At 48.7% G+C, this 26,431-nt stretch carries 28 protein-coding genes and 1 other annotated feature (1 of these 29 cut by a window edge); of the genes, 22 read left to right on the plus strand and 6 right to left on the minus strand.

Translation table 11 applies throughout. The features are described 5' to 3' along the window. The first annotated feature begins 91 nt into the window (after positions 1-91). Positions 92-754 carry a methylated-DNA--[protein]-cysteine S-methyltransferase gene (locus tag DWW13_RS07430; protein WP_055220159.1) on the plus strand — a complete coding sequence of 221 codons (663 nt, stop codon included), beginning with the start codon at positions 92-94 and terminating at the stop codon, positions 752-754. Positions 755-853: 99 nt separating this feature from the next. On the opposite strand, the gene DWW13_RS07435 is transcribed toward DWW13_RS07430, so the two are convergent. Together DWW13_RS07435 and proB are read right to left on the minus strand one after the other, a co-directional pair. Continuing rightward, positions 854-2,056 (minus strand): MalY/PatB family protein, encoded by a 1,203-nt coding sequence (locus DWW13_RS07435; protein ID WP_118719738.1) that lies wholly within the window; start codon positions 2,054-2,056, stop codon positions 854-856. A gap of 175 nt (positions 2,057-2,231) precedes the next feature. After that, positions 2,232-3,314: a glutamate 5-kinase gene (gene proB, locus DWW13_RS07440; RefSeq protein WP_238032864.1), complete on the minus strand. Its 1,083-nt coding sequence runs from the start codon at positions 3,312-3,314 to the stop codon at positions 2,232-2,234. Between the two features lie 278 nt (positions 3,315-3,592). On the opposite strand from proB, the gene DWW13_RS07445 reads away from it, so the two are divergent. Beyond that, complete coding sequence (locus DWW13_RS07445) at positions 3,593-4,675, plus strand: NUDIX domain-containing protein (RefSeq protein WP_118719742.1); 1,083 nt, start codon at positions 3,593-3,595, stop codon at positions 4,673-4,675. Positions 4,676-4,844: 169 nt separating this feature from the next. On the opposite strand, the gene DWW13_RS07450 is transcribed toward DWW13_RS07445, so the two are convergent. Together DWW13_RS07450 and DWW13_RS07455 are read right to left on the minus strand one after the other, a co-directional pair. Continuing rightward, entirely contained in the window at positions 4,845-5,438 is a 594-nt protein-coding gene (locus tag DWW13_RS07450; RefSeq protein ID WP_022461779.1) for an ECF transporter S component, read from the minus strand. A gap of 110 nt (positions 5,439-5,548) precedes the next feature. Next, positions 5,549-5,929: a DUF3783 domain-containing protein gene (locus tag DWW13_RS07455; protein WP_055219975.1), complete on the minus strand. Its 381-nt coding sequence runs from the start codon at positions 5,927-5,929 to the stop codon at positions 5,549-5,551. Between the two features lie 163 nt (positions 5,930-6,092). Here DWW13_RS07455 and DWW13_RS07460 point away from each other — a divergent pair, with 163 nt between their 5' ends. From DWW13_RS07460 to DWW13_RS19330, 6 genes are all read left to right on the plus strand, one after another. Beyond that, entirely contained in the window at positions 6,093-6,959 is an 867-nt protein-coding gene (locus tag DWW13_RS07460; RefSeq protein WP_118594863.1) for a class I SAM-dependent methyltransferase, read from the plus strand. Between the two features lie 218 nt (positions 6,960-7,177). Next, complete coding sequence (locus DWW13_RS07465; protein ID WP_118719744.1) at positions 7,178-8,464, plus strand: aminotransferase; 1,287 nt, start codon at positions 7,178-7,180, stop codon at positions 8,462-8,464. A gap of 130 nt (positions 8,465-8,594) precedes the next feature. After that, complete coding sequence (locus tag DWW13_RS07470) at positions 8,595-10,013, plus strand: L,D-transpeptidase family protein (RefSeq protein WP_117802359.1); 1,419 nt, start codon at positions 8,595-8,597, stop codon at positions 10,011-10,013. Between the two features lie 55 nt (positions 10,014-10,068). Further along, positions 10,069-11,118, plus strand: coding sequence for a D-alanine--D-alanine ligase family protein (locus DWW13_RS07475; RefSeq protein WP_055228033.1), 1,050 nt, complete (start codon positions 10,069-10,071; stop codon positions 11,116-11,118). Beyond that, complete coding sequence (locus DWW13_RS07480; protein WP_118719746.1) at positions 11,115-12,494, plus strand: UDP-N-acetylmuramoyl-tripeptide--D-alanyl-D-alanine ligase; 1,380 nt, start codon at positions 11,115-11,117, stop codon at positions 12,492-12,494. Before DWW13_RS07475 ends, DWW13_RS07480 begins: the two co-directional genes overlap by 4 nt. Positions 12,495-12,575: 81 nt before the next feature. After that, positions 12,576-12,692 carry a putative holin-like toxin gene (locus tag DWW13_RS19330; protein ID WP_226906323.1) on the plus strand — a complete coding sequence of 39 codons (117 nt, stop codon included), beginning with the start codon at positions 12,576-12,578 and terminating at the stop codon, positions 12,690-12,692. Positions 12,693-12,823: 131 nt separating this feature from the next. Here DWW13_RS19330 and DWW13_RS07485 read toward each other — a convergent pair whose 3' ends face one another. Beyond that, positions 12,824-13,555 carry a lysophospholipid acyltransferase family protein gene (locus DWW13_RS07485; protein WP_055228029.1) on the minus strand — a complete coding sequence of 244 codons (732 nt, stop codon included), beginning with the start codon at positions 13,553-13,555 and terminating at the stop codon, positions 12,824-12,826. Between the two features lie 177 nt (positions 13,556-13,732). Between DWW13_RS07485 and DWW13_RS07490 the strand changes: the two genes are divergently transcribed. From DWW13_RS07490 to DWW13_RS07545, 12 genes are all read left to right on the plus strand, one after another. After that, positions 13,733-14,155 (plus strand): protease complex subunit PrcB family protein, encoded by a 423-nt coding sequence (locus tag DWW13_RS07490; protein ID WP_117509843.1) that lies wholly within the window; start codon positions 13,733-13,735, stop codon positions 14,153-14,155. Positions 14,156-14,170: 15 nt separating this feature from the next. Beyond that, positions 14,171-15,724 carry a DUF3794 and LysM peptidoglycan-binding domain-containing protein gene (locus DWW13_RS07495; protein ID WP_118719748.1) on the plus strand — a complete coding sequence of 518 codons (1,554 nt, stop codon included), beginning with the start codon at positions 14,171-14,173 and terminating at the stop codon, positions 15,722-15,724. 110 nt (positions 15,725-15,834) lie between these two features. Further along, positions 15,835-17,403, plus strand: a complete 1,569-nt coding sequence (locus DWW13_RS07500) for an RHS repeat domain-containing protein (RefSeq protein ID WP_118719750.1) — start codon at positions 15,835-15,837, stop codon at positions 17,401-17,403. Between the two features lie 81 nt (positions 17,404-17,484). Further along, positions 17,485-17,970: a hypothetical protein gene (locus tag DWW13_RS07505; RefSeq protein WP_055219954.1), complete on the plus strand. Its 486-nt coding sequence runs from the start codon at positions 17,485-17,487 to the stop codon at positions 17,968-17,970. A 95-nt stretch (positions 17,971-18,065) separates the two neighbouring features. Continuing rightward, positions 18,066-18,485, plus strand: a complete 420-nt coding sequence (locus tag DWW13_RS07510) for a phage holin family protein (protein ID WP_118640481.1) — start codon at positions 18,066-18,068, stop codon at positions 18,483-18,485. Then, positions 18,482-19,201 (plus strand): N-acetylmuramoyl-L-alanine amidase, encoded by a 720-nt coding sequence (locus DWW13_RS07515; RefSeq protein WP_055219951.1) that lies wholly within the window; start codon positions 18,482-18,484, stop codon positions 19,199-19,201. Before DWW13_RS07510 ends, DWW13_RS07515 begins: the two co-directional genes overlap by 4 nt. Before the next feature lie 158 nt (positions 19,202-19,359). Continuing rightward, entirely contained in the window at positions 19,360-19,614 is a 255-nt protein-coding gene (locus tag DWW13_RS18820; RefSeq protein ID WP_055219949.1) for a hypothetical protein, read from the plus strand. Between the two features lie 127 nt (positions 19,615-19,741). Continuing rightward, positions 19,742-20,224, plus strand: coding sequence for a hypothetical protein (locus DWW13_RS07525; RefSeq protein WP_117761627.1), 483 nt, complete (start codon positions 19,742-19,744; stop codon positions 20,222-20,224). A gap of 25 nt (positions 20,225-20,249) precedes the next feature. After that, the gene (locus tag DWW13_RS07530) at positions 20,250-20,735 is read left to right on the plus strand and encodes a hypothetical protein (RefSeq protein ID WP_117804928.1); all 486 of its coding nucleotides are present in this window, start codon (positions 20,250-20,252) and stop codon (positions 20,733-20,735) included. A gap of 91 nt (positions 20,736-20,826) precedes the next feature. Then, complete coding sequence (locus DWW13_RS07535) at positions 20,827-21,384, plus strand: hypothetical protein (RefSeq protein WP_117804929.1); 558 nt, start codon at positions 20,827-20,829, stop codon at positions 21,382-21,384. A gap of 116 nt (positions 21,385-21,500) precedes the next feature. Beyond that, positions 21,501-22,850: an MATE family efflux transporter gene (locus DWW13_RS07540; RefSeq protein WP_118719752.1), complete on the plus strand. Its 1,350-nt coding sequence runs from the start codon at positions 21,501-21,503 to the stop codon at positions 22,848-22,850. A 66-nt stretch (positions 22,851-22,916) separates the two neighbouring features. Next, on the plus strand, positions 22,917-23,957 hold the full coding sequence (locus DWW13_RS07545) for a YeiH family protein (RefSeq protein ID WP_117802372.1): 1,041 nt from the start codon (positions 22,917-22,919) through the stop codon (positions 23,955-23,957). A 55-nt stretch (positions 23,958-24,012) separates the two neighbouring features. Here DWW13_RS07545 and DWW13_RS07550 read toward each other — a convergent pair whose 3' ends face one another. Continuing rightward, positions 24,013-24,828, minus strand: coding sequence for a Cof-type HAD-IIB family hydrolase (locus DWW13_RS07550; RefSeq protein WP_117509860.1), 816 nt, complete (start codon positions 24,826-24,828; stop codon positions 24,013-24,015). A gap of 331 nt (positions 24,829-25,159) precedes the next feature. Between DWW13_RS07550 and DWW13_RS07555 the strand changes: the two genes are divergently transcribed. Further along, complete coding sequence (locus DWW13_RS07555; protein WP_055219937.1) at positions 25,160-25,990, plus strand: alpha/beta hydrolase; 831 nt, start codon at positions 25,160-25,162, stop codon at positions 25,988-25,990. A 20-nt stretch (positions 25,991-26,010) separates the two neighbouring features. Further along, positions 26,011-26,283 (plus strand): hypothetical protein, encoded by a 273-nt coding sequence (locus DWW13_RS07560; protein ID WP_022461797.1) that lies wholly within the window; start codon positions 26,011-26,013, stop codon positions 26,281-26,283. Positions 26,284-26,362: 79 nt separating this feature from the next. After that, positions 26,363-26,431: a binding site (T-box leader), on the plus strand (it continues 234 nt past the right edge of the window).

A 26,431-nucleotide genomic window follows, 5' to 3' on the forward strand; every position in this document is an offset into this window, starting at 1 on the left:
GAATCGCAGCGGCAGGACGAATACAGAAAAAAGCGGGTGTTTTGCGGAAAAAACATCAAAACACCCGCGACAGGAAGAAAGGAAGTCTGCAATGAAGACAAGAGAAGAAGCGCTATCCTATGGCCTTTCCTTCCCGGACACATATCAGGAAGCACCGTTCCACGATGACAACTGGCAGCTCATCCGCGTGAAAGGAAGCAAAAAGGCATTTCTGTGGGTCTATGAAAAGGACGGAATCATTCAGCTGAATGTAAAAGCAAACCCGGAATGGCGGGACTACTGGCGCGATGCATTCGCGTCAGTTATCCCGGGATATCATCAGAACAAAGAACATTGGAACACGATTCTCCTCGACGGAACCGTACCCGATGACGCTGTGCGTACCATGATCGCCGAGAGCTACGACATCATCACGGACAGCCCGACCAAAAGAATCTATGAGGCGGTAAAGCAGATTCCGCGCGGAAAAGTGGCGACATACGGCCAGATAGCAGCGCTTGCAGGCGAGCCGAAGATGGCGCGTGCCGTGGGAAACGCCTTACATAAAAACACAGATCCGGAGCACATTCCATGCTACCGTGTGGTAAACTCCAAAGGCGAACTGGCCGCGGAATTTGTCTTCGGCGGCGCCGGGAAACAGGCGGATATGCTGGAGGCAGACGGCATTGTGCTGGAAAACGGCCGCGTCAATTTAAAGAAGTACGGCATCAACGTGGAAGAGATGCTGGCACAGCGGGAGCTGGAGCAAAACTGAAAAAACAGGATGCACAAAACAGCGAAAGACCGGAACGGCAGAGGAAAATGTCCGTTTCGGTCTTTCATTATGTTTGGCTTATAAAATTAGAAAATACAATTATTTCGCATTGAATACATACTTATCCATACGGTCAAATGCCTCTTTCACAAGCATATGCGGCAGTGCCAGATTCAGGCGGATCGCATACGGTCTGTGGAACGGCCGTCCGTCCTGCCAGATCACGCCGACAGCAACACCGGCTTTCAGCAGTGTATCCATATCGGTATCATGCTCCTTGCACCACTCCTCGCAGTCGAGGTACAGCATGTACGTTCCTTCTGGTTTGGAAAGCTTCACGCCCTTGAAATGCTCGAGAATGTAGTTGTACGCATAATCCGCATTCGATTTCAGCACTTCGCGCAGTTCATCCACCCACTGGTATCCCTCCGGACGGTAAGCGCCGATCAGCGCATGAACAGAGAGTACGTTCGGAGAATTGTAGTGAGAAAGGGACGAAGCCTTCTCCACACGGTCGCGCAGCATGCGGTTGTAGATGATGTGGTAGGAGCCTACAAGGCCAGCCAGGTTAAAGGTCTTGGACGGTGCATAAAGTGCGATGGTGCGCTCGCGTGCATCCTTCGAAACGGACTGCGTTGGGATATGTTTGAAGCCCGGCAGTGTCAGGTCAGACCAGATCTCATCGGAGATGACAACGCATTCATTTGCTTTGTAAATTTCCATCGCCTTTTCAATTTCCTCGCGCTCCCAGACACGGCCTGTCGGGTTGTGCGGAGAGCAGAAAATCGCGAAATGAATGTTATGTTCTTTTAACTTGCGGTCCATATCGGCGTAGTCCATACGCCATACGCCGTTCTCATCCTGAACAAGATCGGAGAGAACGATATTGCGTCCGCAGTTCTCAAGAACACCGGTAAAACCGATGTATGTCGGGGAATGCAGAAGAATGGATTCGCCCGGGGATGTAAAAGCGGTAGCAGCCGAAGCAACACAGCCGAGCACGCCGTTCTCATAGCCGATCGCCTCACGCGGCAGATCTTCCACACCGTTGCGCTCTTTCTGCCAGCGGATGATGCTGTCAAAATATGCATCCGGCAGATTAAAGTAGCCAAAATGCGGTTCGTTGACTCTCGCGTGAATTGCTTCCTGAATGGTCGGAAGAGACGGGAAGTTCATGTCGGCCACCCACATCGGGATGCGGGAGAAGCCCTCTTTGACTTCCGCACCCGGAATCGGGATCTGATCGACAGCGATCGAATCGTGGCCGCTGCGGTTCATCAGAGATGTAAAATCGTATTTCATTGGTAAAAACCCTCCTTTGTGTTTGCTGTGCTCTCGAAGTAAAACCAAAAGCACATGGAAAACCGGATGCAGCTTCCTTTCCTCGCTGAAAGAAAAACCTGCAGCCGGCTGAATACAAATATTATAACACGGAGGGGAATTTTCGTAAACAAAAGAATGCTTTATTCGGCACCATTTATTCCGCGCCGATCCAGTTATCGCGGTTGATTGCTTCCGTGTGGCTGGTGCTTTCGTTCATGATTTTCTGCAGATCCGGCCGGTTATAGTTGACAATGCCCTTTCCGAGATATTCATGGCTGCCGCGCCGGAAGACGCTGACGACATCGCCTTTCTTAAAATCGCCTTCGACTGCCACGATGCCTTTGGGAAGCAGGCTCTTTGCCTGAACAGCAAGTGCTTCTGCGGCACCCTCATCGACGTAGAGGTTGCCCGCACTCGGCGCATAGAATGCCATCCACTGCAGACGCGTTTTCATGTTGTGGCCGCTGGCGGTAAAGTACGTTCCTTTTGCGGTTCCTTTCACCGCACGCACAATGTTGTTTTCCTCCGCCGAGGAGCAGATCAGAACCGGCACACCGGCTCTTGTGGCAAGCGAAGCGGCGGAGAGCTTCGTTGTCATGCCTCCCGTTCCGTTGCCCGATCCCGCACCGCCTGCCGCAGCAGTGAGCTCCGGCGTGATCTCATTTACCACGTCGATATGGCGCGCATTCGGGTCACTCTTTGGATTGGCAGTGTAGAGCCCGTCGATATCGGTCAGCAGAATCAGAAGCGATGCATGCAGCATCGCAGCCACCTGGGCGGAGAGCGTGTCGTTGTCGCCGACCTTCAGCTCCTCAATCGCGATCGTATCGTTCTCATTGATGATCGGAATCGCACCGCGCCCGAGCAGGACGGAGAGGGAGCCGAAGATGTTTTTATAGCGGCGGCGGTCCTCAAAGTCACTGCGGTTCAAAAGAATCTGCGCACACGGAATCTGGTACGCCATCAGATTTTTCGTGTATTCCTCCATCAGAAGGCCCTGGCCGACAGCAGCGGCAGCCTGTTTATCGGCAATTTTCGTCGGCCGTTTTTTAAAGCCGAGACGGGAAAAGCCTGCGGCGATCGCACCGGAGGAAACGAGAATCACATGGTGGCCTGCCGTCTGCAGCGCGGCAAGCTGGGTCGTAATGTTCCGTATTTTTTCAGCATCCATGGTTCCGTCTGAGAGTGTCAGGGAGCTGGTGCCGACTTTCACAACTATCGTCTGTTTTTCCATCATGAAAACCTCAAATGTAAGAAATGATAAGAAACGTTGTTTACGGGTGACAAAACATCAATTACAGACACTTTAACACAGTACTGTGTGAGAGTCAAGAAGATGCGGAATGGTCGTTACATTTTTCGTGAAAGATCTGCAAAAAGATAGAAATTTGTTGCTGGAATTCTGAAAAAGTATGGTAGAATAGAAAACGAGAAAAAGGTGTGTGCAGAAATACATTTTTCCTGAAAAACAAAAGAAGCGGAAAGAAGTCCGGCACACGACGGAGGGAGTCAAAGATGGAGGAAAAAACAGAAGAAAGAGGCAGAGGCTGCATGACAACGCTGTGCTACATCGAAAAGGATGACAGCTATCTGATGATGCACCGCACGGTGAAAAAGAACGATGTCAACAAGGACAAGTGGATCGGCGTCGGCGGCCATGCGGAACTTGGCGAAAGCCCGGAGGAATGCCTGCTGCGTGGAGTAAAAGAGGAAACCGGCTACACGCTGACGAGCTGGCGTTTCCGCGGTCTCGTTACCTTTGTGACAGAGGCAGAAAACAGCAAAACGGTGGAGTACATGGAGTATATGTGTCTCTACACGGCAGACGGATTCACGGGAGAACCGACTGCATGTGATGAGGGCGAACTCGCCTGGGTGAAAAAAGAGGACGTCCTGCACCTGAATCTGTGGGAGGGAGACAAAATCTTTTTCCGCCTTCTGAATGAAGACGAGCCGTTTTTCTCCCTGAAGCTGCGGTATGTGGGCGACACGCTCGCAGAAGCGGTGCTGAACGGAAAACAGATGGAACTTTTTGAGGAGCGCTCAGGCGACGGCACGCCGACCGGAACCATCGTAGAACGCGGCGTGGCGCACAGTGAGGGACGGTGTCACGGAACGGCACATATCTGGATTGCACGGGCGAATGAGAAGAGCGGCTGTGAGGTACTGCTGCAGAAAAGGAGTGCCTGGAAAGATTCGAATCCGGGCTGCTACGATATTTCAAGCGCCGGCCATCTTTCGGCGGGCGATACATATTTGGAAGGGGCTCTGCGGGAAATCGGCGAGGAGCTCGGCATCCACGCAGAGGCAGAGGAGCTGAGGGATCTTGGCCTGCTGGAAAAAGTATCACACGGTGTTTTTTACGGAAAACCGTTCCACGATCATGAGGTCAGCGCCGTGTATCTTTACACGAAGCCGGTCGAGGCGGAAAAACTGCATCTACAGGAGTCGGAAGTAGAAGCAGTCCGCTGGATGGATCTCAAAGAGTGCCAGAAGGCGGTAAGAGAAGGAAGCATTCCCAACTGTATTGATATCCGGGAACTGGAAATGATTGAAAAAGCGTGGTTCGCCGGAGAAAAAACAAAAAATGAGGAGTAAGAGAAGATGAAAGAAAATGGATTCATCAACGAGAAGCTGACCCCGAAGCACGAGGAAGAAGAGGCAGCAGCCACCGCTGAAAAATAAAAAGAAATGCATGAAAAAAGTCACCGGTTCGAAATAGAACATGGTGACTTTTTTTGATATCGCGTAAATGAAATTTGTTTTTTTATTTCGCTGCTGCCTTTACCTGGCTAAACAGTCCGGATTTCTGAAGAGCCGGACGCAGTGCCATGTAGATGACAACGGAAGCGATGGTGGAAAGTACGGCGTTGATGGAAGTTGCCGCTACGTTCCAGCTTAAGGTAACCTCTGCTGCCGGTTTTCCAAGAAGAACCAGTTTGTAGAAGTAACCGATGAGCGGATCGAAGATCACATTGAACAGAAGTCCGCCGATGGCTGCAAGCAGTGCCCATTTGAAGATCTGTTTCTGATCGGTCTGTTCGTTGATTTTACCGATTTTGTGTGCGATCAGTCCTGCGATGAGGCCGATGCAGAATTTTAAGATGAAGGTCTTTGGTGCGTATACCACATAGACCGGATCGAGAAGATCTCCGATGGTCATGCCGATCGCACCGCCGATTCCGCCGTAAACACCGCCGAGAATCAGTGCACCGAGCACACAGACAGCGTTTCCGAAATGGATTGAGGTGGCATCTCCGCCTGGCAGCCAGATTTTGAACTGCAGGAAGGTGAAGACAACGTAGGAAAGGGCTGCAAAGACACCTGTCATTGCGATTTTCCAGACTTTTTCATTTTTCATAACAACTCACTCCTTTGGTATCTGGAACTTTCGTTCCTTGATTGCACCCTATTATAGGGAGTGGTGGCATGAAGAAAAAGTTCCAATTCCGGATTTTTTGACCAGACCAGTTATTTCCGGTACGATTTCATTTTTTCGTGTTCTTCTTTTAATTCTCTGTAGAGTTGCAGCGAATTCCACGCCTGGTTCTGCGTTGTGACGATGGCTTTGAGGGCGATCGGCGGCACTTTTTTCCGGCGCATTTCGGTGAGAAAAAGATCGAGTTTCCGCTCGGAAAAGCCGGCCATGACCATCATTGGTTCATCAAATCCGGCGCCGTCATAGGCTTCGGGGGATTCTGCAAATGCTTTATTTCCGGCAAGAAATCCGATCGACTGGAGATACTGTTCCGGTTCCACAATGCGCACGCGGATACCGAGCTTTAAGAGAACCGGCTTTAAAAGCACAGCTGTTTTCGTTCCTTTGATCTGATATAAGAGTACGGTTTCCATGAGAAAAATCCTTTCCACGGGCAGATTTCCGGATCAAATGCGCGGATGCCCAGAACTATGATATAAGAAATGTTTTGGAAAAACAATACTTTTATGGTATCATAGGAACGTACAATTCAGAACACGATAAATTTTGAGATAAAAGAGAAAGGAAACCAATAAAATGTGGATAGCAGATGGATGGAAAGATTATGAAGTGCTGGATACGTCCGGCGGAGAAAAACTGGAGCGGTGGGGAGATTACCTTCTGGTAAGACCAGACCCGCAGGTCATCTGGAACACGAAAAAAGAAAATCCGGGCTGGAAAAAGAAAAACGGTCATTATCACAGAAGCAGCAAGGGCGGCGGAGAATGGGAGTTTTTCCATCTGCCGGAGCAGTGGGAGATCAACTATAAAGACCTGACCTTCCGCCTGAAACCGTTCAGCTTCAAACACACCGGCCTTTTCCCGGAGCAGGCAACGAACTGGGACTGGTTCGGCGATCTGATCCGCCGTGCCAACCGCCCGATTAAAGTGCTGAACCTGTTCGCCTACACGGGAGGCGCAACGCTCGCAGCGGCCGCAGCAGGCGCAAGCGTCACACATGTCGATGCATCCAAAGGCATGGTCAACTGGGCAAAAGAGAACGCTGCCGTGTCCGGCCTTTCGGACAAGCCGATCCGCTGGCTTGTGGATGACTGCACCAAATTTGTCGAGCGCGAGATCCGCAGAGGCAACCACTACGACGCGATCATCATGGACCCGCCGTCCTACGGAAGAGGACCAAAGGGCGAGATCTGGAAAATCGAGGAGTCGATTCATCCGTTCATCAGGCTCTGCACGCAGCTCTTAAGCGATGACCCGCTGTTCTTCCTTGTGAATTCTTACACGACAGGACTTGCACCGGCTGTCCTGACGTACATGATTTCCCTGGAATTAAAACAGTACAAAGGCCACGTAGAAGCACAGGAAATCGGCCTTCCGGTCAAGTCGACCGGCCTTGTTCTGCCGTGCGGTGCATCGGGAAGATGGCAGTCTGACAACGTTTAAAACATCTTTTGGCAGCGGACGTATGTCCGTCATACGAAAAACATTTGGCTGAAATTGCAGGAAATGAAGTATAAAACTGCAAAAAGTGGGATAAAATGCTGAAAAGTGTATAAAACATGCAAGTTCTCCTTGACAGAAACTCATGATCTGGTAAAATGGTCTTTAGTTGAGCAAGAAACCTGAAAAACGGGTAAGGAAAGTACAAGGGAGGACGTTTCATGAAACCGTATATCGAATGGACCAAAGAAGAATTAGTTGCCGAGAAAGCCAGACTGGAGCAGGAATTTGCAGAGGTAAAAGCAAAAGGCCTCAATCTGAATATTTCCAGAGGAAAACCTGCAGCAGCCCAGTTAGATCTCACGGAAGGAATGCTTACCGTTCTCTCGAAAAATGAAGACACCTTCGCAGAAGATGGAACCGACTGCCGGAACTACGGTGTACTGACCGGTATTCCGGAAGCAAGAAAACTGATCGGAGATATTTGTGAGGTTCCGGCGAAAAACGTCATCGTTTACGGAAACGCCAGCCTTACCATTATGTTTGATACCGTAGCACGTTCGTTCCTGAAGGGCGTTGCAGGCTGCACTCCGTGGAACAAGCTGGACAAAGTAAAATTCCTCTGTCCGGTACCGGGCTATGACCGTCACTTCGGTGTAACCGAGTACTTCGGCGTTGAGATGATCAATGTTCCGATGACGCCGGAAGGACCGGACATGGACATGGTAGAAAAACTCGTTGCAGAAGATGACGCCATCAAGGGAATCTGGTGTGTACCGAAATACTCCAACCCGCAGGGCTACACCTACTCCGATGAGACCGTCAGAAGATTTGCAAACCTGAAACCGGCAGCCAAAGACTTCCGTATTTTCTGGGATAATGCATACATTATCCATCACCTGTATGATGACAGACAGGATCACCTGCTGAACATCATCGAGGAGTGCGAGAAAGCCGGAAATCCGGATATGGTCTATGAGTTCGTATCCACTTCGAAAGTAAGCTATCCGGGAGCCGGAATTGCAGCTCTCATTTCTTCTGAGGCAAACCTCAAAGAGGCACAGGAGTACATGAACTTCCAGATCATCGGTCATGATAAACTGAATCAGCTGCGCCATGTAAAATTCTTCCAGAACCTGGACGGCGTGATGAATCAGATGAAAAAGCATGCTGAGATCTTAAGACCGAAATTCGAGGCAATTCTGCAGGTAATGGATCAGGAGCTGAGCGGCCTTGGCATCGCTTCCTGGACAAAACCGAACGGTGGATACTTCATCTCCTTCGATGCGATGGAGGGATGCGCAAAGAAGATCGTTGCAAAGGCAAAAGAGGCCGGTCTTACCATGACAGGCGCGGGCGCAACGTATCCATATCACAACGATCCGCAGGATTCCAACATCCGTATTGCACCGTCCTTCCCGACACCGGAAGAGCTGGAAATCGCAGGTCAGGTATTCGTGCTGAGTGTCAAACTGGTCAGCGTGGATAAGATTCTGGAAAGCAAATAACAGATAAGTAAAAATACAAAAGCCGGATTCTCCCGGGGGACACAGTTTTTGTGAACTCTGGTGTGGGAGTTCCGGCTTTTTTCTATCAGAAAGTTAAAAAGAAATTTTCTATGGGACAGAAAGGAAAAACATGAAAAAGAAAGTAATAGGAATTGCCGCAGGAATCATACTCCTTGCGGCCGCAGGCGGTTACGCGGGCGTGGGGCATTACTATGCATCCCACTTTTTCCCGAAAACCGCGATCAACGGACTGAACTGCGCAGGGCTGACCGCAGAGCAGGTCAAAGAGGAAATTCAGAAGCACATTGTGGATTATACACTCAGCATTACCGAGCGCGGTGGAAAAACAGAGACATTAAGCGGCACGGAGATCGGCCTCACGTATGTGGACGACCACGCGGTGGAAAAACTGCTGGAGTCCCAGAATACTCTTGCATGGCCTGCATTCTATTGGAAAGAGAAAGAAAACCAGGTGGCGGCGGACTCTGTCTATGACAAAGAAATGGTGCAGGAAAAACTGCAGACGATGGAAGGGTTTCAGGAAGAACAGCAGGAAGCGCCGACGGATGCGTATCTGACGGATGACGGAACCTCGTACGTCATTGTGCCGGAAACAGAGGGCGAGCAGGTGGACTATGAGAAGGCGGAGCAGGCTGTCATCGAGGCGCTGGATGCCGGAGCGGCGAGCGTGGATCTGGAAGAAAAAGATGTTTACCGGAAACCGGACATTACGCAGGATGATGAAGCACTGAATGGGAAAATGGCGGAACTGAACCACCTGACAGCGGCGCGGATCACGTATGCAATCGGTGAAAACAGCTATGCCATAGACCGGGCGACCTTACAGAGCTGGCTCGTACAGGGGGAGGATGGAACCTACACGATTTCGCAGGACGAAGCGGCAGCTTTTGTGCGCCATATGGCGTATGAGACGGACACCTTCGGGCTGGCGCATACCTTCAAAACGAGTCTTGGCGCGACCATTAACCTGAATGCGGGCGGCGATTACGGCTGGTGCATCGACAAGGAGGAGACGACGCAGGCACTTCTGCAGGCGATCGAGGACGAAACACAGGGAAATCTCGACCCGGTTTACCTCTATACGGCCAATGACCGCTCGGCCAATGATATCGGAAATACATACGTCGAGGTGTGCATTTCCCAGCAGAAAATGTGGTGCTACAAGGATGGCGTTCTGGTGACGGAAACACCGGTCACAACGGGCAATCATGCGACGGGCTATGACACTCCGGCAGGCAGTGTCTGGGCGGTGGATGCGAAAAAAAGTGACTGTGATTTCAAGCTCTATCCGAGCCATGTCATGTTCTGGCTTCCGTTTAACGGCGACGTCGGAATCCACGATGCGAGCTGGCGTACCGAGTACGGCGGGGACATCTATCTGACGAACGGATCCCACGGATGTGTGAATACCCCATACACAGAAGCAGAAAAAGTGTTCAATGCTATTGAAATTGGTGACCCGGTTATCGTATACTATAGCCTGGATGATGTAACCGGGCCGCAGCCTACACAGAAAAACAGCCTGTAGGAAAAACGCTTAAGCATCACAGCAGAAGCACATCAAATAAAGGAGATTTTGATAGATGAAAATAGTAGTATTAGCTGGAGGAACCAGCACGGAACGTTCGGTATCCATTACATCGGGAACTATGGTCTGCAAGGCACTCCGCGAGAAAAACCATCAGGCAGTTCTGGTAGACGTTTTCTGCGGTATCGATGTGAAGGGGAACCTGGAAGATGTATTTGCAGAGGAGGCGTACGATATAGACAAAGCAGCAGAATATATGCACAGCTTTGATGCAGGATTAAACGAAATGATCGAATCCCGCCGCAGATTTTTCGGACCGAACGTACTGGAACTCTGCGAGGCAGCGGATGTTGTTTTCCTTGCCCTGCATGGCGCAAACGGAGAGGACGGAAAGGTACAGGCTACGTTCGATCTGCTCGGCATTCCGTATACCGGAACGGGCTATTTAAGCAGCGCCCTCGCAATGGACAAATCCATCACAAAACAGTTCTTCCGTGCACACCATGTGCCGACCCCGAACGGCGTGACCCTGAAAAAAGGCCAGGAGAGCGAGCCTTTGTCCGGCTTTGGCCTGGAGCTTCCGGTTGTCGTAAAACCGTGCTGCGGCGGTTCCAGTGTCGGTGTCTATATTGCACACACGAACGAAGAATACTGGCAGGCTATGAAGGATGCTTTCTCCTACGAACCGGAGGTTGTCGTTGAGGAGTATATCGAGGGAAGAGAGTTCTCCGTTGGCGTGGTAGACGGAAAGGCTTACCCGATCATCGAGATTGCACCGATCGAAGGCTTCTATGATTACACGAACAAATACAAAGCCGGAGCTACTGTTGATACCTGCCCGGCCGTACTGACGGAGGAGCAGACGAAAGAAATGCAGAAGCACGCAGAGGACGGCGCTGCCGCTCTCGGTATCGAAAACTACTGCCGTCTCGACTTTATGATGCGCAAGGACGGAAGAATGTACTGCCTCGAGGCAAACACCCTTCCGGGCATGACCCCGACCAGCCTTCTGCCGCAGGAGGCACAGGTACTCGGCATTTCCTATCCGGAACTCTGCGAGCTGCTGATCCAGCTTTCTCTCAGAAAAAGAGGTAACAACGCATGAAAAATATGACACTTGCGCACATCACAGAGGTGTGCGGCGGAATCTACTTCGGATCGGAAGAAAAGAAAACAGCGGAAGTCACGGATATCGTGACGGACAGCCGGAAAGCGGGAGAGGGAAGCCTCTTCGTTGCAATTCCGGGTGAGCGTGTGGACGGCCATAAATTTATCCCGAACGTGGCTTCCCAGGGCGCACTTGCTGTCATTTCCGAGCAGAAACTTGAAACACCGCCATGCCCGTATATCCTCGTGAAGGATTCCATGGAGGCCATTAAAGCAATGGCAGAATACTATATGCAGCAGCTCAATATTCCGGTTGTCGGCATTACGGGAAGCGTTGGAAAGACCAGTACGAAAGAGACGATCGCGTCGGTGCTGGCGCAGAAATACCGTGTGCTGAAAACGGATGCGAACTTCAACAATGAGCTGGGCTTGTCGCTCACTGTTTTCCGTCTGCGTGAGGAAGATGAGATGGCGGTTCTCGAGATGGGAATCGACGATTTCGGCCAGATGCACCGTCTGGCGAAGATCGCACGCCCGGAGACCGCAGTCATTACGAATATCGGCTGGTGCCATCTGGAAAATCTGAAGACGCGAGACGGTATTTTACAGGCAAAAACCGAGATCTTTGATCATCTGCGTGAGAACGGGCACATTATCATCAATGGGGACGATGATAAGCTGTCTACTGTTGGAACGGTTCACGGCATCAAGCCGGTTCATTTCGGATTGGATGAAAAAAACGAATATTATGCCGATGAGATCGAGAGCCAGGGCTTCCGCGGCATTTCCTGCCGGATTCATACCCCGCATGGGAGCTTTTCTGCACTGATTCCGATTCCGGGACGCCATATGGTTTACAATGCGCTGGCCGGAACCGCAGTCGGATGCATGTACGGGCTGACGCTGGAGCAGATCAAACAGGGAATCGAGACACTGCAGTCGGTGAGCGGAAGATTCCACATCATCGAGACAGGAAAATACACCGTTGTCGATGACTGCTACAACGCAAACCCGGTTTCGATGAAGGCATCTCTCGATGTTCTGAAAGAGGCGAAGGGAAGAAAAGTGGCTGTACTCGGCGATATGGGCGAGCTTGGAACCGATGAGGCAGCACTTCACGCCGAAGTCGGCACACACGCCGGAACCTGCGGCATTGACGCCCTCTACTGTGCGGGACCGCTCTGCGAGCATCTTGCAAAAGCGGCAAAAGAGGCTGATTCGAAGCTTGAGGTACGCCACTTTGCAGAGCGCGAGAGCCTGATGGCAGAACTGCCGAAGCTCTTACAGGACGGCGATCAGATTCTGGTAAAGGCATCGCATTTTATGGAATATGGAAAGATTGTGGAGATGCTTGAAACAGCACAGAAATTATGATAAAATTTTAAACTGGAAAGTACCCATGACAGGGTGGTAGCCTCCCGAGCTAATGAATACATAGGAAGGGAGGTGGCGTAAATGACAGCATACGAAATTATTATGGTTTTTCTGGGAATCTTAGCTTTACTGATTTCCTTCGGAGGCTTCATCATTGCGTTGCTTACCTTTCTCGATAAGAGAAATAAGCGAAAATAAAAATGCCTACCCCGTCGGCAAACGGGATAGGCGGTGTTCGTAAGAACATTTAACCCTTTTCTCGAGAGCATCCACTTTGGAGTGGGTGCTTTCTTTTTATATATTTATTATATCGCAGGGGTCTGGCATTTTCAAGCATTTTCTTTCAATTGTTCTAATAGAATGTTTTTCGTATAATTTCCAATCTCTTTTTTCTCTTCCTTCGTAAGCTCGCCCGGAATGATCGGCTTGCCGTACGTTACGGTAACGTGGGTACCGCGGATCTTCGGGAAATGTGCTTCCAGAATTTCTCTGGATCCGGAAATCGAAAGCGGAATGATCGGGCAGCCGGTTTTCGTTGCCATCTTGAATGAACCGTTGTGGAACTCGCCGAGCTCCAGCTCGCTCTCCGTCTTGCCGCGGGTACCCTCCGGGAAGATACAGATGGAAGTGCCGCTCTTGATCTCCTCACATCCGGAGAGAATCATCTGCAGACCCTGCTTGATGTCGGAACGGTCGAGAAACAGGCAGTGGATGAGTTCCATCCAGTTCTTTAACAGCGGAATGCGTGAAAGTTCTTTTTTGGCGACAAATCCGCAGGAACCCGGAACCGTTGTATAGGTTACAAGGATATCGAAATAGCTGCGGTGATTGCCGATGTATAGAACAGCCCGGTCCTTCGGAATATTTTCCTGACCTTTTACGGTGATCTTCGTGCCGGAAAAAAACAGAATTACGCGAAAAATCCAGCGGATCAGGGAGCGGCTTACCTTGTCACAGACCTCCGGCTTTTTCTTCCGGATCAGAAGCAGAACAAGAAGCACCGGGATCGACAGAATCAGATACAGAAAAGCGGTCAGAATGACCAGAATAAAACGAATCATGAATCTTTTTCTCCTCTTGGTAAAAATAGTGATATTCAATTATTGCGTACTTTTCAGTATACGTCATATATGGGGCGGGTTGCAATAACTTTCGTCTTTTTCGGAAAAAGATTTTGCGTCATAGAAGACTGTGGCCCGTCATACAATGGATAGAAAGAGCGGGAAGCGGCGTTTGGAATGATGAAGAAAAAGAGACGGGGAAGAGTTCTTCTGGCGGCGGTGATCCTGATGCTCCTAGCATCGTGCCGGATCACAGATGTGAGCGAGGGCGAGCGGAAAGAACTGTCGTATGCGATTGTAAAGCCGGGCGATTTTCCGCCGGAAATCGATCAGATTTTGCGTAAGAAAAAAGAATCCGCGTTCCAGATGGCGTACGAGAGCGGGGACGATCTCTACATACTGCGCGGCTACGGAAAGCAGAAAAGCGGAGGCTTTTCCATACAGATCGAAGAAGTATCGAAATCGGAAAACGCCGTTTTCGTGCGGACAAAACTCGTCGGACCTGCCGCAAAGGAGGAGCAGAAAGGCGCCGCCTCCTGCCCTTACGTCGTGCTGAAAACGAAAGCGGCGGCGGGAATCTCAGTCGTATTTGAGGATTAGAGTGGGAGGAGCCTTATGGATTTTGTAAAAAAGATTCTGCATCAGATCAGCAGAAAAAGCGAAGCGGTGTCACAGATTACGTTTGACGAGGACTACAATGTGCCGGACGCAAGGCCCGATGTGGGGCGGATGATTCAGAAAAAAGGCGAGGTGACGATCGGGGATGTGCAGATTTCGGAAGGAAAAGCGCGTGTATTCGGCGGCCTCACCTTTCATCTGCTGTACGTCTCCGACGGCGAACGGCGCCGGATCTGCCAGCTCTCCGGCGAGCTTCCGATCGACGAGACGATCCATCTCGATGGTCTGACAGGGGGCGACAAGGTCTGCATCACCTGGGAAGTGGAAGATCTGAACCTGCATCTCATCAACTCGCGGAAGCTGGGCGTGCGCGCGATCGTCACGCTGCACGCGTGGATCGAGGAACTGTGCGACCTTGCCGTGCCGATGGAAATCCGCGGGGAGAGCGACGTCGCGGTGAAGCGGAAAGAATACCGCGTGGTTGAGCTTGCAGTGCAGAAAAAAGATGTGCTGCGTGTCAAAAAGGAGCTTACGATTCCGTCCGGCAAGCCGGAATTGCACGAGATTCTCTGGCAGGATCTGGAAGTGCGCGGTCTCGATCTCCGCTCTGAAGAGGGGCGGGTCAGTGCGCAGGGAGAACTCTTTGTCTTCTGTCTGTACAGCGACGGCGAGGAGGATCACCCGCTGCAGTGGGTGGAGCAGGCGCTCCCGTTCCAGGCAGAAGTGGAATGCCAGGGCTGCATCTCCGAGATGATCCCGCGGATCGAAAGCACACTCGGCCAGACCACACTCGAAATCCAGCCCGATTCCGACGGCGAGGAGCGGGTCCTGCAGGCGGAGGCCGTACTCGAACTTGACATCTGTCTGTATCAGGAAGAAACCGTATCACTTCTGCAGGACGTTTACCATCCGCACCGAGAATGCATTCCAAAAGTGCAGGAGGAGACTTTGGAGAGCCTTCTGATCCGCAATTCCTCCAAATGCCGCCTGACCGACAAACTGCAGATGCGCGTGCCGAAAAATAAAATTCTGCAGATCTGCCACAGCGACGGCAAAATCAAGATCGACGAGGAAAGAAACGTAGAAAACGGCATCGAAGTAACCGGTGTGGTGGAACTCAGGGCGCTCTACGTGGTCAGTGACGACGAAATGCCGTTCTACGCCGCCGAAACCGCCCTCCCTTTCCGCCACACCATCGAAGTCCCGGGAATCGGACCGGACTGCCGCTACGAACTCCAGTCCTCCATTGACCAGCTCTCCACAACCATGCCGGACAGCAGCGACATCGAAGCCAAAGTCGTACTGAACCTGAACGCCCTCGTCTTCCGCCGCAGAAAAGAGATGGTAATGCAGTACGTCGAAGAAAAAGACCGAGATCCGGAAGAACTGCAGAGCCTCCCGGGCATCACCTGCTACTTCGTCAAGCCGGGGGATACCCTGTGGGATATCGCAAAGAAATTCTATACGACGACAGATAAGATCAGGGAATTAAATGAACTGAAAACCGAAACACTCACACCGATGCAGCAGCTATTAGTGGAGCGGGTATAGCGGAAAAGACAGCCTACTGCCTTAAGAATGGAGTCAATCCATCAGGCAGCAGGCTGTCTTTTTGCGAGTTCCATGCCGATCTGCATTGCAGAAAGAACAGGTACACTTTTGTGCCGGGAAGAAAAGCAGGAATTACAACCTTGCTTCTCAAAGAAATCAACAATAACGGAAAGAAACTGTCCTTTACTTATGACGCAGTAGGAAATATTGTTACGATTTCCGAGAATGGTGTTCAGAAAGTAAAATATATGTATAATGCTTTGAGTGAACTGACCCGTGTGGATTCTGCATGGGAAAATAAGAGTATTACGTATACCTACGATGCCGGAATGAATATGACGTCCAGAAAAGAGTATTCCTATACAACGGGAACACTGGGCAATGCGGTAAAGACAGATCTGCTTACCTACCGTGCTTCAGGATGGAAAGATCAGCTTATTTCCTATAATGGCAGCAGCATTTCCTATGATGCGGTCGGCAACATTACAGCTTATCAGGGAAGAACACTGACCTGGTACAGAGGAAGCCTGCTGCAGAGTCTGACCTTAAACGGAAAGAAAGCAGTTTACCATTACGACAGCGAAGGACACAGAGTCCAGTGGAAAGACCTGAACGGAATCAGCCATAAGAACTACTGGTGCGGAAACAAACTGATGGGAACGAAGTATGGAGATGTACTGGTTCAGTTTGTTTACGGTGCGGATAAATCCCCGCTGATGCTGAAAAAGGGAGAAAAAGAGTATTATTACTTGTACAACAGCCAGAATGATGTCATAGGACTGATTGACAGCGATGGAAAACAGGTAGTAAACTATTCTTACGATGCATGGGGAAAACAGACTGGTCTGACCGATATCAGCGGAGAAAATATCGGAAAACTAAACCCATTCCGTTATCGTGCTTACTGCTACGATGACGATACCAAACTCTATGTCACCGCCAGCCGTTATTATGATCCGGAATTGTGCAGATTCCTTTGTGCGGACAACTTTGATGCTGTAAAAGCGAAAATGTTTAGCATGAATGGAAAGAACCTTTATGTGTACTGTTGCAACAATCCGGTGAATGCGGTAGATGATGATGGTGATTTTGGAATTTTAATGCTGGCATTCCCAGGAATCGATCCCAGAAAAGTAGCATGGAATATCTTAAAAGATGTATTTGTATATGCGGTACAGTGCGGAATGGCGAATGAGAAAGTAACCTTAGAAGGAATTGCAGAGGTGGCCATAGAAAGTGCAATCAGTAGTGTTTTGGGAGATAGCCAAGGAATTATCTTTTCAGTAGTAGTAAGTGGTTTGAAAGGAGGATATTTAGAGTATCAGGAATCAGGAGATATGGCAAGAGCAATGGGGGCAGGATTTTACGATGCTATAATGACCTTGTTAGAACCTAAAACGTATAACGCATATGTAAAAAATGAAACTATTGAGAATGCATTGGGTGCTTTTACAGACTTTTTTCAGTCTCCATTACTGAGCTATCCCAAAAGCGGTGTTTTGGATGGAGTGTTTGGAAAACCCAAGAAACAGGCAAATAAAAATGGATCAACACTTAAGAAAAACAGCAACATCAACTTTAGTACAAAAAAAGTTGGGGGGAAAAAGAAGAACTGGCAGAGTAATAAGCCTGCAATTTCCAGAAAAATGCAAAATATAGGACTTCCAGCGCTTAGATAGAAAAGTTTTAAGATGCCTTTGCGCGAAGAAAAATAGTTTTGTACAAAGGCAAAGCGTAAGAAATAACGAGGAGAAGATTGTATGAAAGTAGTATGGGGAAAATTTGGTACCGGCGTAGACCTGATTGTGTGTGCTATTAGTAGTTATTGGTGGGTGAGCCTGTGGGTAAATGAAAAAGATGCGTTCCACGCCTATTCATTAAAAACAAGTATCATAGTGTTTCTAGGAATAATGTTCTTTTTAAGCATAGCAGCTTATGGAACTGTGACATTTCTACTAAAACGAATTTATATTTATGAATGGGGAATAATGTTATCTTTTTGGGGCTATGAAAAAAAGATAGAATGGGAAGATTTTACTGTGATACAAAGATACAATGATCATTTTTTCTTCAACATATCGAAACAGAAAGATGACAGTTTGTTCTGGTGTACCTATCACCCATTTACCAGTATCATGATATTCGACAAGTTCCGCGGACCGGGCTGGGGAATCATACCGCTCAGCGCCGACGAATTTTGTGAACTCCTCACTTCATACGGTGTCAAGTATACGGAAAGTAAATAACATACAAAAAGAGTGGAAGTGGCCGTAAGATCCACGAATTACCAGCCACTTCCCTTTTTATATGCAAATTTAGAAAAAGAAAGAAGGAAATGCCAATGAAATCAATTTATCGCACGATCCTTGCCGTAGCAGGCAGCTTCCTTGCGGCACAGTTTGGAGGCTGGGATGCTGCGCTGGAAACGCTGGTCTGCTTCATGGCAATTGACTGGATCACAGGAGGTGTTCTGCTTCCTGTTGTTTTTAAAAAGAGTCCGAAATCTGAAAACGGAACGTTGGAGAGCCGTGCGGGATGGAAAGGGCTTTGCAGAAAAGGGATGATGCTGTTCTTTGTGCTGGTCGCGGAAAAACTGGATCAGCTCACACAGACGAATTACCTGCGGGATGCCGTCTGCATTGGATTTATTTTAAATGAAGCGGTTTCGATCTTGGAAAATGCAGGGCTGATGGGTGTGAAAATCCCTGAGGTTCTGCGGTCAAGGATTGATGTGCTGAGAAAGGAGGAGCAGAGTAAATGAGGGTTGACAGAAGCTATTGTAGCAACCAGAATACATGGTCGGAAAATCATCCGCAGTGTATTGTGGTACACAATACAGACAATTTTGCCGCCGGAGCCGATGCCCGCGCGCATGCAAGAGCGCAGTACCAGGGAAATTTTCAGATTATGTCGGCGCATTATTACGTAGATGACGGGGAGATCGCTTATCAGGCTGCGCCGCACAGCAGAGGATGCTGGCATGTCGGGAGAAATTATGGAAGTAAAAATCTATTCGGCAGATATGGAAACCGGAACAGCATCGCGGTTGAGATGTGCGTGCAGAAAGGATATGATTACGAAACCGCATTTTTACATACGGTGGAGCTGGTGAAAAACCTGATGAACGAGACGGGGATTCCATCAGATGCAGTTTACCGGCATTACGACATCTGCAGCAAAAACTGCCCGTCCCAGATTCAGAAGCGGGGAGACTGGGAGCGGTTCCAGCGTCTGATTCGGGAAACAGAAGACGGCAGTGAGAAAAGTGAATACAATCCCGGCATCTACCGTGTAACAGACCCGGCGCTCAACATCCGCACAGGTCCCGGAGTAGAATACCCGGTGGTGGGAGTCATCAAAGACCAGGGAAGCTATACGATCACAGAAATCAGAAACAAAAGCTGGGGCAGACTGCTGTCGGGAGCGGGATGGATCAACTGCCATAAAGCATATTGTTTTTACGGGGGAAGAGTATAAAATCCCATCTTTGCAAAACGATGTCATCGGACGGATTGACAGCGATGGAAAGCAGGGAGTAAACTATTCTTACGATGCAGGGGGAGAACTGGTAAATACCATGGATACAAGTGGTGCGAATATTGCACAGTCGAAAGAAATAACGAGGAGAAAATTGTATGAAAGTAATATGGGGAAAATTTGGTACAGGTGTAGATTTGATTCTGTGTGTTATTATTAATTACTATGTGGTGAGTATATGGGTAAATGGAAAAGATGAGTTCCATGCATATTCATTAAAAACAAGTATTATATTTCTAATAGAGGTAATGCTCGTTTTAAATATGGGGAAAACAGACCGGTCTGACCGATACCAGCGGAGAAAATATCGGAAAGCTCAATCCATTCCGCTATCGTGCTTACTGCTACGATGACGACACCAAGCTCTATGTCACCGCCAGCCGCTATTACGATCTGGAATTGTGCAGATTCCTTTGCGCAGACAACTTTGATGTTGTAAAAGCGGAAATGTTCAAAAAGTTAAATTAGTAGGTGGCAAATATGAAGGCAGGATATCGTAAATTTTATAAATATTTTAGTATATTGGTATTTATGGGCTGCGGATACCTTATGCTGAATTTTTGGGAAGAGGGAAAAGGTCAAATTAGTTCTTATAACATGCAAGATAAAGCACTTATGATATTGTGGTTTATGATTTATACTTTTGGTACGGCTGCTGGAATTATAAATACTTTAACCAGTATTTACATTTATGAATGGGGAATGCAGATCTCATTTTTGAAATATAAGAAAAAAATCGAATGGGAAGAATTTTCTGTTATACGAAGATATCATAATCATTTTTTCTTCAATATGTCAAAACAAAAAGATGCAGGTCCGTATTGGGCAATGTTTCATCCCTTTACCAGTTTTGTAATATTCGATAATTCGCGAAATCGTTCTGTTCATACCATGCCGCTTAACGCCGACGAATTTTGTGAACTGCTCACTTCATATGGTGTTCAGTACACGGAAAGAAAATAAAGATCGAAGGAATTAAAGAGAAAATATGAGAGCAGGATATCGTAAGTTTTTTATGTTTGCACAAGTTGCTACATTAATAGGCATCGGGTATCTTATGACAAGATTTTGGGAAGATGCAAAAAAACAATGTGAATTATATAATTTGCCTCAAAAGCTTTGGGTAATATTTGGAATAATGTTTATTTGTGGGATAGTGTCATGGGGAAGTGTAGATGCTTTAACACGTATTTACATCCATAAGTGGGGAATGGAACTTGCCTTTTTGGGATATAAGAAAAAAATTGTATGGGAGGATTTTTCCGTTATACAAAGATATAAAAATCATTTTTTCTTTAACGTATCAAAACAAAAAGATAGTGGTCTGTTTTTTTCAACATATCATCCATTTACTAGCTTTGTGATATTTGATAAGTCACAATTTAGTTGTGTCCGTACTATGCCAATCAGTGCCGACGAATTTTGTGATCTCCTCACTTCATACGGTGTCAAGTATAAGGAAAATAAAGCATGAGAAGAGTGGAAGTGATCGGATTTCTGTTGTTTTTACGGGGGAAAGAGAGTAGTATAATACATGTATAATTACAGCTTTGGAGGAAAAACAGTTGCTTGACTGGATCAATGTTTTTAAAGTAAACCGGAAAATTAAATCCCGTCTCTGGCCGTGGATTAAGATTATTTTGAGTATTATTCTTTTCTTTGCGGTATTTTACGGAGATATCTATGTTCACATTTTGGATAAAACAAAGACGGGGCGAATCGTGGAAGCGCTGATTCTGGTTGTGTTTTCGTTTCTGGACTATCTGATCTGCTTTATTTCTGTAGCCGAAATGGACTGCCTGAAGGACAGGCGGTATGCGGCGGCGAAAGAGAGTGGTGAATTTTATACGGTTTCTGAAATAGAAAGTTCCCTGTTCAACTATGTGCCGCGTACCTATACAATTTATTACCGGAGAGGAAGCAGAAGACTTACTTTCGGTGTGCGCACAAGAACGACAGGAAATCCGCTGGAAATGGGCGGCAGAGAATATTTCATAGGACCGACAGGAAAGCGCGAGCAGATTGTGAAAGACCTCGATACGCTGATGAAAGAAGTAAAAAAATACGCAAGATTTGACAAAGTCCTGGTACAGACAATCAATGGAGAACCGGTAAAGAGATAATGCCGGTTCTTCTTGCTTTTACGTAAAAATGCAGGTAAGATAAAAACAGCATAAGTGTAATACACATGCGTAAAAACTCATCAACGGAGAAGGTATGAAAATGGAGGAAACAAAAGATGAATTATCTGAAGGAACGGGATGGTGACCTGTTCTCCAATGCGGATCTGAAACAGCTGATTGTGCCGCTTCTGATTGAACAGCTTCTTGCCATCGCAGTCGGCATGGCGGATTCAATTATGGTATCCAGTGTCGGCGAGGCGGCGGTGTCGAGTGTGTCGCTGATTGATACGATCTTTATTCTGCTGATCAACATGTTCACCGCGATTGCAACCGGCGGAGCCGTCGTGTGCGGCCAGTATATCGGAAAGAAGCGGCCGCATAAAGCATGTGAGGCAGCTGACCAGCTTCTGCTGGTGACAACGGCGCTGTCAGTTGTGATCATGGCGGCGGTCTATCTTTTAAAGCCGTTTATTCTACATGTTGTGTTTGGAAACATTACGGCAGAGGTAGAAAGAAACTGCAATATTTATCTGATGATCGTAGCGGCTTCCATTCCGTTTCTGGCGGTTTACAACGGTTGTGCGGCCATTTTCCGCGCGCAGGGTGATTCGAAAACGCCGATGAAAATATCCATCGTCATGAACCTGATCAATATTTCGGGAAATGCGCTTCTGGTCTATGCGCTGAAATTCGGCGTGGACGGCGTTGCGATTCCAACGCTGCTTTCACGTATGTATGCAGCTGTGGCAGCATTTGTTCTCGTACATAATAAGCGGTATCTGGTGCGGTGCTCTTATCCGGTGAAAGTAAAACCGGATTTCCATATGCTGAAAAAAATCCTTGGCATCGGCATTCCGAACGGCCTCGAGAACAGTATGTTCCAGCTCGGCAAAATTATGGTCTTAAGTATGATCACACAGTTCGGAACAGCGTCGATCGCGGCAAATGCGGTGTCCAACACGATTGCTGTCTTCCAGACACTGCCCGGTATGGCGATCGGAAATGCAGTGCTGACCGTAAGCGCACAGTGCGCGGGAGCGGGAGACTATGAGCAGGTAAAATACTATGCGAAAAAGCTGCACATCATCATTTATGGCCTGATGATCGTCTGCTGTCTCGGTGTCATCGCGGCACTTCCGGCGGTGCTTCACGTTTACAGTCTGTCTGCGGAGGCAACAGCCATGACGGAAGATATCATCGTTTACCACGGCATCTGCTGTATGATAATCTGGCCAATTGCCTTCAATCTGCCGAATGTACTCCGCGCGTCCAATGATGTGGCATTTTGCATGATTCTCTCGATTCTTTCCATGTGGATCTGCAGAATCGGCATGAGCTATGTGCTCGGTGTGCGTATGGGATTCGGCGTCTTCGGTGTCTGGGTCGCCATGACGATGGACTGGGTTGTTCGTGCCATTTTCTTTGTCCTTCGCTATCGAAGCGGGAAGTGGCAGCATCAGACGTGATGAAAAATACGGAATGTTTTGGGGAGAGAGAAAGAAAAAACGATACATCTGGAGGAAGTTATTATTATGAAAAACGCAAAGAAACTGATTCCCGGAGCGGCGATTGCGCTGGTGATTGCCGCTGCGGCGAAATTCCTGGAAAGCCTGGAGGAGAGCGCCGGACTGCACTTTATCGGGGCATCGGTCATCGCCATGTTTATCGGTATGATTGTGAATGCCTTTTACAAGCCGAACAGCGTGACAGCGCCGGGAATTAAATTTACATCGAAGAAGATCCTGAAATTTGCGATTATTCTGCTCGGTGCGAGCCTGAATATCCGCACGGTGCTGACGGTCGGAAGATTTTCCCTGACGGTTATGGTATTTACCCTGGCAACGTGCTTTGGCCTCGGCGCACTGATCGGAAAAGCACTTGGACTGAACTGGAAGACGAGCAGCCTCATCAACGCCGGCACGGGTATCTGCGGCGGTTCCGCGATCGCGGCAATCGCGCCGGTCATCGAGGCAACCGATATGGACATTGCCTATGGCCTCTCCGCAACGTTTTTATTTGATACGGTCATGATTGTCGTATTCCCGATCCTCGGTCACTGGATGGGCCTTTCAGATGCCGCGTTTGGCCTCTGGGCCGGAACTGCGGTCAACGATACCTCAAGCGTCGTTGCCACCGGTTACGCATTCAGCGAGGCTGCCGGTGATTTCGCAACCATGGTAAAACTGACACGGACCCTCGCCATCATTCCGGCTGTTCTGGCATTCGCCGCCATCAACGTACATCTGAAACGGAAGGCGCAGGCAGCAGAAGGAACCGCCGTAAAGGTAAGCATCAAATCCATTTTTCCATGGTTTATCTTAGGTTTTCTCGCCATGTCAGCACTGACCTCCTTAGGTCTTATCCCGGCAGGCACAGCAGCCGCATTAAAAACCATCAGCAAATTTCTGATGGTGGCCGCCCTTGCGGCCATCGGCCTGAACACCGATTTCAAATCCCTCTGCCGCTCCGGCGCAAAGCCGATGCTGCACGGATTCATCATTTCGCTGCTGGTAGTCCTGGTAGCGATTGCAGTCGAATTTGCGATCGGCATTGCGCCGCATGGGGTACTGTAAAGAAACAGAGAATTAAAAATCCAGGCATCCGTATAGGATGCCTGGATTTTTTGATTCAAAACGGGTTTGTCGTTTCCTTCAAAAACGTTTTCAAAACCTGCAGCACCCCGTTCTCCCAGTACGGCGGGCAGGTGTGTTTTGCTGAGGCGATGACTTCCGCTCGGGCGTTGGAGACGGCGTAGCTTTCGCCAGCGTTCTGAAGCATCTCGATGTCGTTCAGGTTGTCGCCGAAGCAGCAGACTTCGTCTGGGGTAAGGCCAAAGTAGTTCATCAGAAATGAGAGACCGGTCCATTTGCTGACGCCGCGGGCGTTGCAGTCCAACCATTCCTTACCGGCGACAGCGAGTTTTGCCTGATGATTCCACGCCGGGATGAAATTTGGGGAGCAAAGCTCTTCACAGGAGGTTGGATGGTAGATTGTGAATTTGATAATGTCCTCGTTTTCTACCTTCGATAGATCCGGTACTTCGCGGACATCGAAGCCGTAGGAGTCGCGGAGCCAGTGAAACATGCGGCTTCCGGCATCTTCGGCGAGGCAGTAGTCCGGGGTGGCGGCAAAGCAGTCGCAGGACGGAAGTTCGTCGTGTACCATGCGGCACATGGATTTCCAGAGTGCCGTTTCCATCGGATATGTTTTCAGAATCTTTTCCGGTGTGCGCACGACAGTTCCGCCATCGGAGATGTAGAGCAGGCGGTCCTTGATCGGAGCGAAAAGCTTCTGTTCACTGGAAAACTGGCGGCCGGAACAGACAACAAAATGGATGCCCTGGTCGACAAGCCTGGAAACAACAGTCATATATTCCGGGTCGATCAGAAGTGTGCCGTCTTTGACGAGCGTTCCATCGACATCGGTTGCAATCAACTTTATCATAATAGAAAATCTCCTTATCTTGTCACAGAAAAAATTCAAACTATAGCAAGACCAGAAAATAACGCAAAAAAGGCAGTGCTGCAGGGCGCGAATTACAAGGAACGGATTTGAAGGCGTACCGGGGTACGACGAAAATCCGTGACGCAGTAATTCACGTTCTGCAGTGCTGAATTTTTTGCATTATTTTCTGGGATTGCTATAAACATGATTATATCGTGAATTGCTTCGGGGTGCAAGCCGGAACCGGAGGAACGCAAAACTCCACGTTGACGAAACGCAGAAATAAGGCGTAAAATAAAGAAAAATATATATCCACAGGGGGATTTTTATTATGGCATTTATTCAGGTAAGCTTCATGTCAAAAACTTTAATGCGCACCGTACCGCTGCAGGTTATTCTGCCGGTCGACAAATTTACCTTTGGGCAGCCGGAGCGCGAGGAAAAACCGTTTAAAACGCTGTATTTGCTGCATGGCATTTTTGGGAATGAGACAGACTGGGTTCATGGAACCAGAATCCAAAGATGGGCAGAGGAGAAAAACCTTGCCGTTGTCATGCCGGCCGGCGAGAATGCGTTTTATGTGGATCAGCCGTCCATCGGTGCCATGCACGGACAGTTTATCGGAGAAGAACTGGTTGAGATTACAAGAAAAATGTTTCCGCTGTCCAGAAAAAGAGAAGACACCTTTATCGGAGGCCTTTCCATGGGTGGTTTTGGCGCACTCAGAAATGGCCTGAAATATCACGATACCTTCGGGGCTGTGATCTGCCTGTCCGGTGCACTTCATGTGCTGGAAAATCCGGAAGAGAGCAGAGCGGACAGCTTTGCACATGAAGAAGGTTATTTCGGAAATCTGGTCGAAGCAGCAAAGAGTGACAAAAACCCGGCTGTTCTTATCGAGCAGTTAAAGGAAGCACGGAAAAAAGATCCGTCTGTCAATGTGCCGACCGTATTCCAGGCGTGCGGAACAGAGGACGGACTTCTGGAAGTAAACCGTCTCTACCATAAACGGATGGAAGAGAGCGGCATGGACATTGTCTACTATGAGAGCAAGGGTGGCCATGAATGGGATTTCTGGGATGAGTGGATCAAAAAGGCACTGGACTGGCTGCCACTTGAGGAAAAGACGGAAGGTCTGAACAGCGGAAACGTAAATGTTTAAAGGAAAAAGGGAGACAGGCAATGCCAGAAACGAGAAATGACGAATTGTACCGTGCGTTAAAACACAACGGTTACCCGGACGACTTCTGCCGGGAAATTGCATACCGCCAGATGAACACCGATTTTACCGCCACGCGGATGCTCGGCTATCTCTACCGCGTCACAAGCCCGCGCGCCGAGGACGTTGTCGATGAGATGCTGGCTATCCTGAGTGACCGCAAAGCATGGATTGAGAAAAAACAGTCTGAGGAAGCCCAGGCGGCAATCAGCAGAATGTATCGGGAAGGCCTGTAACCTGGGCGGGCGTTTATGCAGAAAAAGCAGAAGGAACGGGCTTGCATTCTTTTCCGGTTTCTGCTACAATCAGTGCAGTGAAAAAGCGACGAAAAGAAACAGTAGCGACAGAGCGCATTCAGAGAGAAAGCGGCAGGTGAAAGCTTTT

It is taken from the genome of Blautia sp. AF14-40 (assembly GCF_003479665.1).
In the GTDB taxonomy this organism is placed as follows: Bacteria; Bacillota; Clostridia; order Lachnospirales; family Lachnospiraceae; genus Fusicatenibacter; species Fusicatenibacter saccharivorans.